11 protein-coding genes are annotated in these 13793 nt (G+C 52.6%); 6 read left to right on the forward strand and 5 right to left on the reverse strand.

Annotated elements, in window-relative coordinates; translation table 11 throughout:
• Nucleotides 1–134: 134 nt before the first annotated feature.
• Complete coding sequence (locus V2P20_RS17835; protein ID WP_331820696.1) at nucleotides 135–1031, forward strand: LysR family transcriptional regulator; 897 nt, start codon at nucleotides 135–137, stop codon at nucleotides 1029–1031.
• A gap of 268 nt (nucleotides 1032–1299) precedes the next feature.
• Here the strand turns inward: V2P20_RS17835 and V2P20_RS17840 are convergent, their stop codons facing one another.
• The 3 genes from V2P20_RS17840 to V2P20_RS17850 form a co-directional block, all read right to left on the reverse strand.
• A complete protein-coding gene (locus tag V2P20_RS17840; protein WP_331820698.1) occupies nucleotides 1300–2337 on the reverse strand; it encodes a hypothetical protein in 1038 nt (345 codons plus the stop codon).
• A 192-nt stretch (nucleotides 2338–2529) separates the two neighbouring features.
• On the reverse strand, nucleotides 2530–3606 hold the full coding sequence (locus tag V2P20_RS17845) for a hypothetical protein (protein WP_331820700.1): 1077 nt from the start codon (nucleotides 3604–3606) through the stop codon (nucleotides 2530–2532).
• A gap of 196 nt (nucleotides 3607–3802) precedes the next feature.
• Entirely contained in the window at nucleotides 3803–4312 is a 510-nt protein-coding gene (locus V2P20_RS17850; RefSeq protein WP_331820702.1) for a hypothetical protein, read from the reverse strand.
• 306 nt (nucleotides 4313–4618) lie between these two features.
• On the opposite strand from V2P20_RS17850, the gene V2P20_RS17855 reads away from it, so the two are divergent.
• The 5 genes from V2P20_RS17855 to V2P20_RS17875 all read left to right on the forward strand — a co-directional run bounded on the left by V2P20_RS17855 (nucleotide 4619) and on the right by V2P20_RS17875 (nucleotide 9010).
• The gene (locus V2P20_RS17855; protein WP_331820704.1) at nucleotides 4619–5479 is read left to right on the forward strand and encodes a DUF2092 domain-containing protein; all 861 of its coding nucleotides are present in this window, start codon (nucleotides 4619–4621) and stop codon (nucleotides 5477–5479) included.
• The gene (locus V2P20_RS17860; RefSeq protein WP_331820706.1) at nucleotides 5476–6285 is read left to right on the forward strand and encodes a hypothetical protein; all 810 of its coding nucleotides are present in this window, start codon (nucleotides 5476–5478) and stop codon (nucleotides 6283–6285) included. The genes V2P20_RS17855 and V2P20_RS17860 overlap by 4 nt, the downstream gene beginning before the upstream one ends.
• A gap of 129 nt (nucleotides 6286–6414) precedes the next feature.
• Nucleotides 6415–7125: a DUF4410 domain-containing protein gene (locus V2P20_RS17865; RefSeq protein WP_331820708.1), complete on the forward strand. Its 711-nt coding sequence runs from the start codon at nucleotides 6415–6417 to the stop codon at nucleotides 7123–7125.
• Between the two features lie 4 nt (nucleotides 7126–7129).
• Nucleotides 7130–8104: a transporter gene (locus V2P20_RS17870; protein ID WP_331820709.1), complete on the forward strand. Its 975-nt coding sequence runs from the start codon at nucleotides 7130–7132 to the stop codon at nucleotides 8102–8104.
• A 78-nt stretch (nucleotides 8105–8182) separates the two neighbouring features.
• On the forward strand, nucleotides 8183–9010 hold the full coding sequence (locus V2P20_RS17875; protein ID WP_331820711.1) for a hypothetical protein: 828 nt from the start codon (nucleotides 8183–8185) through the stop codon (nucleotides 9008–9010).
• A 455-nt stretch (nucleotides 9011–9465) separates the two neighbouring features.
• Here V2P20_RS17875 and V2P20_RS17880 read toward each other — a convergent pair whose 3' ends face one another.
• Both V2P20_RS17880 and V2P20_RS17885 read right to left on the reverse strand, forming a co-directional pair.
• The gene (locus V2P20_RS17880; RefSeq protein ID WP_331820712.1) at nucleotides 9466–10662 is read right to left on the reverse strand and encodes a PepSY-associated TM helix domain-containing protein; all 1197 of its coding nucleotides are present in this window, start codon (nucleotides 10660–10662) and stop codon (nucleotides 9466–9468) included.
• 426 nt (nucleotides 10663–11088) lie between these two features.
• A complete protein-coding gene (locus tag V2P20_RS17885) occupies nucleotides 11089–13536 on the reverse strand; it encodes a TonB-dependent receptor (protein ID WP_331820714.1) in 2448 nt (815 codons plus the stop codon).
• Between the last annotated feature and the right edge of the window lie 257 nt (nucleotides 13537–13793).

Raw genomic sequence — 13793 nt, forward strand, 5'->3', positions numbered from 1 at the left:
AACAAGTGGTTGAAAGCAGCCCGGAATGCGGTGGCATTTCCCGGTTTCTTCCAATCCATAAAACATTGTAGCGCATGTGGTTAATGATTAAAATGCATAACTAATATTGAATTTAGCATAAGGTTCTTGCAAATATGCATGATTTAAATTGGGACGATCTGCGTTACTTCATCGAAGTCATCCGCTCAGGAAACGTCACGGAAGCTGGCTCGCGGCTCGGCGTTAATCAATCGACAGTGAGCCGTCGGATTGCTCACCTGGAAAGCCAATTGGGTAGAGCTCTGTTCGACCGCACCGCAAAAGGCTGGGTAATTACGCCTGCTGGGGAAAAGATCGTCATGCTTGCCGAAGAGATGGCGCACAAAGCCAATGCCATCCATCGAAAAATCGAGAGTGACTCCGAGGACGTTTCAGGGCTAATCAAAGTCACGGTTTCCGATGTTTGCTCCAAGCGTTTTGTGATGCCGGTAATCCGCGATTTCAAACGAGACCATCCCGATGTCGATTTTGAGTTGATCGCTGCCGAAGAAGTCTTGAATCTGGCCGGCCGGGAGGCCGACATTGCGATTCAAGCCATTATCGAGCCGCCGCCGAATGTGGTGGGCAACCGTATCTGCAGGCTCGCGTATCATGTCTATGGCCACCCGGAATTATTGAAAAACCTTTCGCCGGAAACGCCGCCCTGCATCACCTGGATGGGCGACGGGGTCACCATGCCTTACTGGATCAAAAAAAACTTTCCCAAACTCAAGCGGGCATATCGGACGAATTCCAGCGTGGCGATGTTTGAAATGTGCAGGGAAGGCCTGGGATTGGCTTTGCTGCCCTGTCCCTTGGCTGATGAGGCGGATGAGTTAGTGCGAGTGCCTGTAGACCATGTCGAATCCGGGTATGACGTCTGGGTTCTCAGCCATGTCGATCTACGCACAACGGCAAGAGTTCGTATCTTTCGAGACCGCATGGTCGAATTTCTGATTAAAGAAATCGACTTGCTGGAAGGCCGAAAGCCAAGGAAAAATGAGTTACGCTGAAATTCAGCTTTAAGCTGATCTTCGGGCATTTTTCAATAGATGATGCGATCCTGTTAATGCCCCTGTCTCGGGGAAGCGTTTCGTGGCGAATATCCCAAAGGGTGCAAAGGGCTACCGTTGAATTCAAACAACCGTCGCGCTGGCGGTTGTTTGAATTGAAATCGATAAATGGATGGAAATTAATGCGCTAGCGGATTGCCGGGACTATCTTCATGGCGAGTTGGCAGCCTGGACAACCGGCCAGATGGGGTGAAAACCGCAATGCCCATCAATGGCAATGCCTCAAGACTCCGCAGAGCCTTTCAAAAGACTTGAGCATTTTGTTTTTCAGCAATTTCCGGCCTATCAAATGCCTGACATCGGTTGCGACTCCTGACAACTGATCGGCGTAACTGCGCACTTGCTGAAAGACCACCGTGCCGTCGCGATACGCAAGGCATCCGGTTACCCACTGGCTAGCATTATATGAATGGGATGCATAGAATTCCCGGGTCAGCACTAATTCCCCGCCGTTCCAATCATGATTGACGTGGTGCCTGAGAATGAAGGCCGGCCGGTTTTGCACATTTTTTTCGACCCATTGAAATACCTCATTCGTTCTGGGCGGCAAGGCTGCCGGATAGTTTATCCAGGCTTTGTGCAAGGCCGGAACGAAGCGCGCCAGGATGACGCTTGCGTTTGCGGCCTGGTTCAGTTCAACGGAAGGTTTAACGCTCAGATTGTTGTCACGCGCATAAGGCGCTATGGCATAGGTTCCATCGCGCCGATAGGCTTCAAACCGATCGAAAAGCATCGTGCGGTAGCGTTGCCCGATTGCGTCCCGGATAGCTTCATCAGGGGTGCCATTGGCTGTCCGTTTGAGCGTTTTAAAGTTCTCGATTTCATCGCTGGAGAGATTGAATTGGTCGCCCGGTTCGGCATCCAATAACGCTTCGATTTCTTCGCTGGGTAAAACCACAGGCGGCAAGGCATCCGCTTTGCCATGCGTCATCAATATCCCGTGCGCAGTGACATCGACGTCGAGCAAATCCGGGTCATCCGTCCGCAACTGTCCGGCCACTTTAGCCAAAGGAACCGGCAGATACCAGGCGATGCCGGCAGCGATCTCGTCGGAACGGCCTTCGCTCAAGTCATAAACGATTGGCTGCCTTTGTGCAAGTTCGTTAATTTGAGCCTTATTCATTCCCAGCACGCTCAAGATCTCCTCGATTGCGGGCTGTTCAGCAAAGGCGGGAGTTCCGTTCACAACAAAACTGACGCCTAACAGCCATGCGATGATGGCGGCATGCTTCACTATTCCTGGCATTGTGCGCTTCCTGTCGGTAAACGATGTGATGAGTAAAATAAACCAGTTGTAGGGTCGAATTCATTCGACCCAGGATAAACGTCCGTTGCCGGTCTCTGTTGTGCGAATGAATTCGCACCTACACGGGGCAGAGATCGATGCGTAACTATAAGCGCTCACAGGCAGGAAACACAATCGGATTAAATAGCCATTTCAGCTGCCGGTATCCAGCTTGAGAGCCTCAGCCAGAGCGATCCAGTCTTCAGGGCTGAGCAAGGCGTTGATGTTTTTATCCAGTAGAATCAGAGTATCGTCATCAAAGTTGGCTTTGGCCAATTTTTTATTTCCGATCAATTTGCGCATCGAGTAAAGCAGCGCTTCATTGCCAGGCGTATCAAGGCCCAAGCCGGCTTCAACGAATCTCTGGGCCAAATAATCCACTGAACTGTTCGACCCCGGCCAGATCTCTTCATCCCGTCCTTCCAGCAGATGGACCAAACCATCAGGCTGGCGGCTGTTCAGAAGCCCCATCGCCACAGTGTTTAAAAAGCGGACCAATGCCGTGCCCTGGCTGGCCAGCATGGGATCTTTTATCACATGCCGGGCGTAGGCCAGAATTTCAAAGGTATGGGCTATCAATTCCTCCCGAATGGATAAGCGGGCATCCTGATGCAAGACTTCATGCCCCAGCAATATGCCCAACAGACGAATATCTTCATGTTGGTAGTTTTCGTTGATAATGATTTTGAAGTGTCCGGTTCCATCGTCAATGACATGCGCAGCCACGCTGTCGCCCGTTGGCAGATGTCCGAAGGCAACGCTGGAATAGACAGCGCTTTTGATTGCGTCAACAGTTCCTCCTAATGTGCTGTCTATGGTCGTTGCCAGGGCCGCCCGCAACCGAAGATCCTGGGTTTTTGCCTGAATTGCAGGGTTATCCATGACTTTCAGCCCGGCTTGCCCGGATAGCTGGCTGACTTGCATCCGCAACTGTTGCTCCGTAATTGGCGGAATAGGGGGAGCGGCGGGATTTAAAGGCCGATTCGAAGGGTAGACTTTGGACAGGAACATGGACTCGTCGGTCGGCGGAAAAGCGGGACCTTTCAGAAGTTCTTCTACGCTGGCCGGCTTGTTGTCTTTGAGCCAGGCGTCATAGTCGGCCCTGTATTTACTTGCTCCCCATATGATCGAATCACTGGCGTATAGCGACAGGCTCGCCGCAGCGATCAGCATTGCTATGGCTGTGTGCTTGGTCTTTATGCTGCAAACTTCGCGGTAGGATTTGTTCATGGCGTGAGATCCATCCTGTTGCCTATTGCCGAAATGGTTAATCCGAAGCAGTGCTTCGGCAAAAGATACAAGAAAAACCCAGCCAAAAAACTTAGGTCGAATACCTACTGTATTACTCAGGAACATGCGGTCCCTGAAAATGATAATCGGACAACTGAGGCGCATTTCCGGCATTTTTTCAAACTGTGGCGCGGCGCTAGCCTTGTCTGGCTTTTTCGCCGAGAAGAAATATACGGATGATTTCCTCTCGGCCGATCACGCGCACCAGTTCCCGCAGGGAGCAATAAAGAAAGAACACGACCGCCAGCCACATCTGGATTATCCAGAAATGGGGCCATATGACTTCCGCCACTAGGTGCCGGTGAGCTTCCATGATCGCTCCATACTTTCGCAGCAGCGGAAAGAGATGTTCGATATAACGTACAACAAATGTGGCGAGAAAATAAACGCTGCTTTTCCAGGCAATGTTATAGAGCAAGGGTTTACCGGGAAATTTATTCATAAAAGGCAGGCTGTCAGCGATCAGGACAACCTTCCCGACCAGCAGAGCGCCGATTGCCGCTCCGCCAAATCCGCTCAGAGGAATCCCGTATTGGCGTTGAATCAGACGCTGGGTGATGGCAAGCAGCAGGAAGGCGAAGAAAAAAAAGATCACTGGCGGCAAGACGAGCAGGAACTCGTGCTTTATTTTTTCTAATAGTTTCATTTGAGCAACCCTTTCATTTATTGTCATGTCCGTATTAAGACGGTCAATCCTGGAATTCGTTTAAGCGACATGTGAATAAGGCAAACCTTGAGCCGGAGCGAGATAGGGACTTGCACACTGCGGCGTTCCATCCTGACTTTGCACAACTCGTCAAGGCGGAACCCATCACATCGGAACGACGGGCGCGGCAGGGTGTCAATGTTCAAAAGGAGGAAAATAGAGCAAGAAGGCCATGATCGATTGTAAGAGCGTGTAAGAAGACAGTGAGCTAGCGAAATTTCAACATGTCATTGAAGGAGGCGGTTCATGAAGACGACACGATATCCGGGCATAGGCGCCGTATTGTGCGTGACATTCTTGGCAATATTGGCGGGCTGTGCGGAAGAGAAGGCGGCGACGCGTCCTGAACGGTCGGCAGTCAAGTTATTGGTGGAGGAGCAAGCCGCAGAAGAGCCGGCGGACGCGGACGCTATCCTCATGCGCATGGCCGAGTTTCTGGCCAAGGCGCCGCGCTACAGCGTGAACATTCAGGAAAATTACGACACGGTTCAGCCATCCGGCCAGAAAATCGAATTCGGCGAAACGCGGCAGGTCACCGTGAGCCGGCCCGACGGACTGCGCGTTGAAGCGGCGCATAGCGATGGCGAGAAGCACGTCGTCCTGTACGACGGCAAGGATATCACGGTCTTCAACCCGTCCCGGAACGTCTATGCGCAAGTCTACAAGCCCGGCGGTATCGATGCGGCGGTTACCTATTTTATCAAGGATCTCAACATGAGATTGCCGCTGGCCGTGCTCCTGGTCAGCCGGTCTCCGGACGAACTCAAGCGTCGGACCCAGTCGCTCGACTATGTAGAGAGAACTGAAATCTATGGCGTGCCTGCGCATCATCTGGCAGGGCGCACCGAGACGGTAGATTATCAGGTCTGGATCAAAGAAGGCGCCCAGCCGCTGCCGCTCCGCATAGTATTGACTTACAAGAACGCCGAGGGGCAACCCCAGTTCCGGGCACATTTTTCCGATTGGAATCTCTCGCCCGAAGTCCGGGATTCCCTGTTTGCATTCACTCCGCCTGAGGGAGCGAGGAAAATTTCCTTTCTTGCACAGCTGCCACAGGTCGCGCTTCAGAGGGGAGCGGCCCCGGAACAAACCGGAGGACAGAAATGAATATCAGACCTTCAATATGCGTTTCAGTTGTTATGGTCACAATCGTTTTACTGATAGGGTCCGTGGATGAGGCTGTCGCCCGCGGTCGCGGAGGCGGCGGAGGCTTCCGTGGCGGCGGGGCTGGAGGGGGCGGTTTCTCACGAAGCGGGGCTGCGGCTAGCGGCAGCTTTGCCTCCCGCTCCTCAAGCTTTCAGGGAGGTAGGGCAGACGCTGCATCCCGGCAGGCTTACGCCGGCTCAGCGCAGCAGAGGCGTCAACAATTACAGCAGAGCCCTCCGCAATACGACAGGCAGCAGTTGCAGCAGAGTCGGCAACAATACGGACAACAAACGCAGCAAAATCGGCAACAATACGGCCAACAAGCGCAACAGAGCCGCCAGCAATATGGACAGCAATCACAGCAGAGCCGGCAAACACAGCAGCAACAAGCGCAGCAAAGACGACAACAAGCCGCGCAGTCTTATCCTCGCGGTTACTATCCACCCTCAGGCTATTATCCGCCGTCAGGCTATTACTATGACCATGACAACTGGGACGACGGCGAAGTCGCGGCCGTGGCGGTCGGTGCGGCGGCGCTGGGTGCTGTCGGCGGCTATGCGGCGGGCGAGTCATCGGAGAACACTGGCGAATCGTCCACGACAGTGGTCCAGACCGCGCCTCCGCCTTCAGGCTATGCGAGCCTGCCTTGCGCGGCTACCACCAAGGTTATTGCCGGCGTGACGTATTATCAGTGCGGCTCCACTTGGTATACCCAGGCTTACAGCAACAGCGGCGTCATTTATGTGCCCGTGCCAGAGCCGCGCTAGATAACCAGTGCAGGACGTAATTACCCTCTACAGAAGCAAATTGAAATTTATAACCCTATGATCGGGCCGGGGCAATGTCCCTAGCCCTTTTTCAATTCATTGCATTGAATCTGTCACTGGAGGATTGTCATGAGACGGCTTAACCTTACTGTGTCAAGTTTATTTGCCCTGACCATTCTGGTCGGATGCGCATCCGGTACCCAGATTGCTGCACGCCAACCGTTCATGGGCGAAAAGATTGACCGGCCCGACCGCATCATTGTTCATGACTTTGCCGCAACGCCGGGCGATGTTTCATCCGACTTCGCTCTCGCTGGCCGATTTGCCGGATATCCGGCGCTGCAAACGCCGGAGCAGATCGAGACCGGCCGCACATTGGGCGCTGAAGTCGCGCAGAATCTGGTTGCCGAGATTCAGGACATGGGCCTGTCGGCCGTGTACGCCGCCGGCCAACCCGCACCGCAGATAGGAGACCTGGTCATCAGAGGCTATTTTGTCTCTATTGATCAGAACTGCCTCGGCGAGCGTATGCTGATCGGATTAAGCTCCAGGACTGCCGACCTGAGAACATTGGTCGAGGGACACCTGGAGATGGATCAGGGTTTGTTCAGATTTGGAACGGGGCAGCTTGAGCCCGTGGGCAGCAAATCGCCGGGCATGCCGATGGGTTTTATAAGCCTTGCCGCGACGGGAAGCCCTCTTGATCTTATCGTCAATGGCGCGTCGAGACTGGAAGGAGAAAGGAAAGGTCCGGCAACGCTGGTAGATGCTGCGCAGGCGACTGCCAAGGAGATCGCCTACCAGCTGAAAGGGCGATTCAGAGAACAGGGCTGGATTTAATCAAGTGATATGGGAAGCCGTTTCAGCGATTGGATGCCTGGCCGGATACAAGAAGAAATCCCGGCGCAAGAGCTTGCGGATCGTACAGTTTGCCGCGGTGTGGCTTGCCGTGGCGGCTCCTGCTTTGCACGGCCAGGAACTCGAGCCGCGCACCTACGCCAACACGCCCGTCGGACTTAATTTCCTCATCGCCGGCTACGGCCACTTGGAAGGCGGCGTGGCGATCGATCCGGCGCTGCCGATAGAAAACACGCAAGTCGAAGTCCATTCCGTCGCGTTTGCCTATGTCCGCTCTTTCGGTTTCCTGGGAAAATCCGCCAAGTTCGATGTGGTGCTGCCTTATGCCTGGGCCTCGGTCAGCGCCACTGCCTTAGGGCAGCTCCGGGAACGCGATGTATCCGGCTTGGCCGACCCAAGAGCCCGCTTTTCGGTCAATTTTTACGGCGCTCCTGCGCTTTCGCTGGAAGACTTCAAAAATTACCAGCAGGACGCCATCATCGGCGCCAGTGTCGAAATAACTGCGCCCGGAGGCCAGTATGACGCCGGCAAGCTGCTCAATCTCGGCACCAACCGCTGGTCAGTCAAGCCGGAGATTGGCGTTTCCAAACATCTGGGGCCGGTGACGCTGGAGTTGGCCGGCGGCGTCCGTTTTTACACCGACAACGACGACTTTTTCGGCGGCAGACTGCGCGAACAGGAGCCGATATACTCCGTACGGGGGCATCTCATTTACAGCTTCAGTCATGGCATCTGGGCGGCGCTGGACGGCACTTTTTATACCGGCGGACAGATAACCGTGGACGGCGTAAAACGCAACAACAGGCAGGAGAACACGCGTCTGGGCGCCACAGTCGCGCTGCCAGTGAATCGCCAAAACTCAGTCAAACTGTATTTCAGCACGGGCGTTTCCACCCGTGCCGGCACCGATTTCGATGCGGCCGGGATTGTCTGGCAATACCGATTCGGCGGAGGGCTTTGATGAATGTATCGATCAAGAAAGGCCGATGATGAACGCAGTCTTACCAACAACCTTTGATCCGAAAACAAGGCGGCTGACATGAGTATAAAAGGCGATTTGTTCCCGTTTTTCAAAACCTTGGCTCTGGTGGCAGGCTTGGCGGCGGCATTCAGTTTGCACGGCGCCGAGGCTACTGAAGAGGGCGCCGTCAACAATCCCTGGGCTTTCAATCTCACGCTCTATGGCTGGTTGCCCGGCGTGGACGGCGATTTCTCCGCAGGCCGGTTTAGCAAGTCGGTCGACACCAGCTTTATCGATATTGCCGAAGAGCTAAGGAACTTCCCGCTGGCTTTTATGGGCAGGCTTGAAGCCCATTACGAGCGGCTGGGGCTGTATGTGGATGGCAATTACATGGGGCTGGATTTCGAGCCCAGATTCGACCAAGGGATCAGCAAGGGCTTGTCAAGCCAGCTGGGCATCATGGAGTACGGGGTCATGTACCGGCTGTTCGGCGCGCCGGCTGCGGACCAGGTTGGCCACTGGACGGAAAAGACGAGGTCCAATATGCTCGAAGTCTATCTCGGCGGGCGAACCATCTGGCTGGACAACCAGGTTGAGTTCGGGGGCATAGGCAAAGCCTCTTCCAGCGAGAGCCTCACCAGCCCGCTCATCGGCGGACGGTTCACAGTGGAATTCAGCCCGGAATGGTTCGTGCTGGTGGACGGCAATGGCGGCGGCTTTGGCATGGACGACGTCGATTTTGCCGGCTCCGTGATGGGGATGGTCGGCTATCGTACCACTCTGTTCGGCGTACCTGCCTCGCTGGAAGCCGGTTACAGAGCCCTGCGCCTGGATTTGAAAAAACGCCTCATCGAAACCAACGTCACGATGAGCGGGCCATTCATCGGGCTGACAGGCTATTGGTAAAGATCAATGTGTCTGGTTTAAGTCACTGATGTTATGCAAAGGGGGGGGGAACACCTTATCCATGACGAAACAGATTATCGACAGCACGTCGATTACATTCATTGGCATCCGGTGAAGCATGGATATGTAGAACGCGTTAAAGAATGGCTGTATTCCAGCTTTCACAGCTATGTCGCGCATGGGATTTATCCTGAAAATTGGGGTGATGCGATCGAGTTATTTCCGGCAATGACAGGGGAATAACTCGATCGATGCGGTTCGTGCCTCACCGCATCCTACCGCGCTCTGGCAACTCATGGGTAAGCTGGTGGATGAGTTTCAGGCTGATGAATGCCTCAATCTCTTCAGGCATTCAGGCTATATTTCTACGTAATAGATAATCGCTCTAGCGGAGAATCCACCTTACATTCCTCCGCCGTACGGACGTGGATTAACAGCTTTTCCGTTAACCCAGCTCATCCAAGCACCAAATGTCCGTTCCGCGTCCGCCGTTTTCTCAGCCAATGCAGCAATCCAGTCACATAAAGAGTCGGCAAAATCAGCCCAGTTAAGCAAACCAGAATGCGGCCCGGCAAGCCCAAGGCTTCGCCGTTATGCAGGATAAACATTAAATTGAGGAATATATCTCCAGCGGTAAAATTTTCCGGTGTCTCCATCTTGAGAATCTTTCCACTGTATTGATCCACCCACACCTTACTGCGCGGTCGACGAATGTTAAGCTCACCCTGCTGCCGTTTTTCCACTGCATAGTAACCATCAGGACCATTCGGAGTTGCAATCCAACGCAGTTCGGCGTTGGGAAACACCTGATCAGCGACCGCCACAGCCTGGTCTAGAGTAATGGCTTTAATGCCGGGTAGCGGGATCGATTTTAATTCCGGAGGATTCTTGAATGGCGGCGCGTTGACCGGGGACAACTTAACCACAACCGGCTGAACCCAATCCCGGTAGGGAAAGGAAAAACCGGTAAAGGCCAGAACCAGCAATACGATGGATGAGTAAATACCCAGGCTTCTATGTACATCGTAGTTCAGGCGTGCAGCACTGGCGCCTCGTTTGATTGTCAGGGCTTTTCGCAGTTTGCCGCGCTGTGGCCACCAAAGATAAATGCCGGTGCCTAAGGAAATAAAAAGCAACAGGCCGAGAAAGCCAACGATCTTGAAACCAAGCCTTCCAATATCTGCATTGCTTAAAACACCTAAAAGCAAACTCGTGTGTAACTCATAAATCTGCGTCATCAACGTGTCGCCCCAGAATCGGCTACTTATTACTTCAGCCGTATAGGGATCAACATCCACCATAAGTGGTCCATAATATTTGTCGGCTGTTTCCTCAGGTTTTGGATATATCGCCCTTAGCGTCGGCTGCCCCGGCCTGGGCATAAACATCATCCATAAACCATCACGGTGAGGGTGCTCCGCGCGCACCGAAGCCATTATCTCGTCCATTGGCCGGTACGTTTTCTCGCCTTGCTCGATATGTACGGCTGGATTCAACAAGACATCCAGTTCCAGAAAAAAAACATTGAGACTACCGGTCACGCCCAACAGCGCAAAAAAGAAGCCCACACTAAACGCCAGATATAAATGGATATTAAGCCAGAATTTGCGAAAATACCGACGCGAAGAGACAACCTTGAGTTGGGTTATCATGATTACCGTTCCTCCTGTAATTGAGTATCTTGCAGTAGCGCATGGGATTGCTCATCGGAAGGCTTATCGAGCTTTTCGATAAGCGCTTGCTCGACTAACTGGGCCATCCGCAACAATGTGTGCGCCTCGAAGAAGCCTCGCCATTCCGTTAGATATTCAGCGCTTCTTTCCAGATATCGGCCAGTTCCCCTTCGGCTGGATTGCGCGGCGCTACATAAGCATAGTCGCGCCCGGTCATATCCGGCTCTGGGGCAATGCTTTGCGGTCGATTTTGCCGTTAGCACTAAGCGGGAGGTATCCAGTTGCAAAAAAGCCGATGGCGTCATCGCATTTGGTAAATGGGCGGCTAGATGCTTGCGCAGTTTTCCAATTGCCAAGGATGGCGGAAATGTCGCATTGTATTTAATATCCATTGTGTTAAACGGACTAATATTTCAGAGATACTCGTCCCATAATCGTCCTGGGATCGCCGGGGAACACCGTAAATCCCGTATCGTTGGCAATGAAATAACGCTTATCAAGAATATTGTTAGCGAACAATTCCAGTTTCACCTTTTTATAGGTATAGGACGCACCTAAATCCCAAGTCGTATAACTGGGAAGATCGACGGTGTTGGCATTATCCAGCGGACGGCTGCCGACGATATTTAGACCGGTAGAAAGGGTCAGGTTTTGCAACAGCCCCTTGTCGAATTGATAGTGGGTCCATAAATTTGCCTTATGCTCCGGAATATTTTGAAAGCGATTGCCAACATCGTTGGCGTTACTCTTGGTGATTTTCGCATCGGTAAAGGCATAGCCGCCTTGAATGAACCATTGATCGTTAACCTGATAAGCCAATTCCACTTCCGCGCCTTGGGAGTCGATTTCCCCGGACTGTACTTGAAAGCCCGGATTATTCCGATCCGGCGTGCTCACGTTGGTTCGGGTAATATCAAAGTAGGATGCCGTTCCGGTCAGCCCCCAGGGGAAGTTAACTTTGACACCGGCTTCCACCTGTTCCGATTGTCCAAGCTGGAAGGGTTGACCATCAGCGGTGCCGAAACCGACCGCATCGGCTACGTTGAAGCCCGTACTGAAACCTGAAAACAGATGGATAGAATCGGTCACATGAAATGTTCCACCGACTTGGTAGGTGGTGATATCCGTATCGGTTTCTGTCACGACTCCGTTAATAATTCTTCTTTCTCCGTCAACTCTGGAATGCCGGACACTGCCCAGCAGGTCGAAATAGCGGGTGATGGAAATGAGATCCTGGAACGCAACCGCCCCCACGTTCCAATTGCTTGCAAAGGTCAGCCGATTTGGGTTCATCACCGGAGGCGTGTCGGCATAACTGGGATTAAGGGCATTAATACCGGAAACGTTAAGTCGGGGATTAAACCCGCCATGAGTATGATGGTTGGTGTAATCGCCACCGAGATAGATCTGGTGTTTCAACGGTCCAGTCTCCAGTGACCCGGTAATATCAATCTGGCCGATAAAATTTCTGTTGCGCTGGATAAAGTCGGAACGGCCCGAACGCGCCACGTCGATGCTTTGATTCACAGGATCGAGCGTCGTTGCACCCAGAAACATCTGATCCTGGCGACCATGAAACTCGTAATACTGAAACCGTGGCGACACCGTCCAGTTCTTGGCCACATCTATGTCCAGCCAGGCTTGCACCAAGGGCACGTCAATATCTAAATTATCAAACTGGGGGGTGCCGAGATAGGTGTCATGCGATACCTTACCCAGGCCTCCGCTGCTTTGAACCGTACCTTGCACGGGCAGTCCAGGATTCGACAACGACTGCCTATGCTGATACTCGGCATTGAGGAAAGCGCGCACCGGACTGCCATCATCGTAGGTAAGCGTCAAGCCGAAATTCTGCCGATTCAGCTTCTGAAAATTGATAAACGTATCGGAGCCCTCTATTTCACCGGTAAAACGCGCTTTCAAAGCGCTATCCGAAGTCAGCGGACTATTTAAATCGAATTGCCCGCTAGTGATATCGCCGTCGAACCCATCCCAGCCACCTCGGGTAAAACTGACTTCCGCACCCAATCGATCATAAGGGCGTTTGGTGATAATGTTGATAATTCCGCCGCCATCGCCGCCATCGCCGAAAATCGAACTGCCCGGCCCTTTTAATATTTCGATATTTTGAATATGACTGAGAGCGGAAAAATCGGCGTCGCCGAAAAATAATTGTCGAATGCCGTTGCGAGTCTGCTCGGCCTGAAAGCCTCGAATATTCACTTTTGCAAAACGACTATAACGAGATCCGAATACGCTGGCAGAGGGTGCCTGTTCCACAATATTACCGATGCTGCGGGCGCCTTGTTCTTCAAAGGCTTTATTGGTAATGACCTGAATGCTTTGCGGCACTTGGGTAATTTCAAGCGGCAACTTCGAACCTGCCGTGGAGGTTTCGACTTGGTAAGGCATGGCATCGTATGTTTCATCGGATTTACCAGTCACCATCACCACCGGCAAAGCCACCACATCCATTTGACTCCGATTCTCCACCACTTTCAACGTGATAGTATTGTCGCCAGTGAGTATGTGAACCAATCCACTACCCGCCAATAGCTTTTGGAAGCCTTCTTCCACCGTGTATTCACCATTCAACCCCGGACTGCTTTTACCATCAGTCAATCGGGCATCCGCCGATAACAAGATGCCTGCGCTCCCGGCAAACTGGCTGAGCGCATGGCTTAACGAGCCGCTACCGATGAGGTAATGGCGCTTGGTGGTGTTACCGCCATTGCCTTCCGCCATGGCGGAAGGTACGACGATTAAAGCAGAAGCCAATAGCAAGCCGTTGATGGTTTGCAGCAAGCGGGACGGCTGTCGTCCAAGATTCCGGTTGTTTTTTCGCTTTGACATGGTATTTTCCCTTTTAAAAATGTTGCTCTCATCCCTATTGCCAATCGAAAACGAAAAAGGGGAACTCAAAAATGGAAAAAATTTTAAATAATTTTTAACCTATTGGTTTTGCTTGAAAAATAATTTCAATTTTTTGCCTGAAATCTTGGCTAACTGGCCGGCAAGCCTGGTTTTAAAGAGTTGATAGCTCAGCAGAAGAATGGCAAAAAAGGTGTGAGCCGCTTGGTCCGAGACTGTCGGATTGATTCGCGGCAGGG

The organism is Methylobacter sp. Wu1 (assembly GCF_036553575.1).
In the GTDB taxonomy this organism is placed as follows: Bacteria; Pseudomonadota; Gammaproteobacteria; order Methylococcales; family Methylomonadaceae; genus Methylobacter.

Bases quoted from the DNA above. Each gene is read 5' to 3' on its own strand.
- V2P20_RS17835 (WP_331820696.1), top strand. From the start codon at position 135: ATGCATGATTTAAATTGGGACGATCTGCGTTACTTCATCGAAGTCATC.
- V2P20_RS17840 (WP_331820698.1), bottom strand. From the start codon at position 2,337: ATGCCAGGAATAGTGAAGCATGCCGCCATCATCGCATGGCTGTTAGGC.
- V2P20_RS17845 (WP_331820700.1), bottom strand. From the start codon at position 3,606: ATGAACAAATCCTACCGCGAAGTTTGCAGCATAAAGACCAAGCACACA.
- V2P20_RS17850 (WP_331820702.1), bottom strand. From the start codon at position 4,312: ATGAAACTATTAGAAAAAATAAAGCACGAGTTCCTGCTCGTCTTGCCG.
- V2P20_RS17855 (WP_331820704.1), top strand. From the start codon at position 4,619: ATGAAGACGACACGATATCCGGGCATAGGCGCCGTATTGTGCGTGACA.
- V2P20_RS17860 (WP_331820706.1), top strand. From the start codon at position 5,476: ATGAATATCAGACCTTCAATATGCGTTTCAGTTGTTATGGTCACAATC.
- V2P20_RS17865 (WP_331820708.1), top strand. From the start codon at position 6,415: ATGAGACGGCTTAACCTTACTGTGTCAAGTTTATTTGCCCTGACCATT.
- V2P20_RS17875 (WP_331820711.1), top strand. From the start codon at position 8,183: ATGAGTATAAAAGGCGATTTGTTCCCGTTTTTCAAAACCTTGGCTCTG.
- V2P20_RS17880 (WP_331820712.1), bottom strand. From the start codon at position 10,662: ATGATAACCCAACTCAAGGTTGTCTCTTCGCGTCGGTATTTTCGCAAA.
- V2P20_RS17885 (WP_331820714.1), bottom strand. From the start codon at position 13,536: ATGTCAAAGCGAAAAAACAACCGGAATCTTGGACGACAGCCGTCCCGC.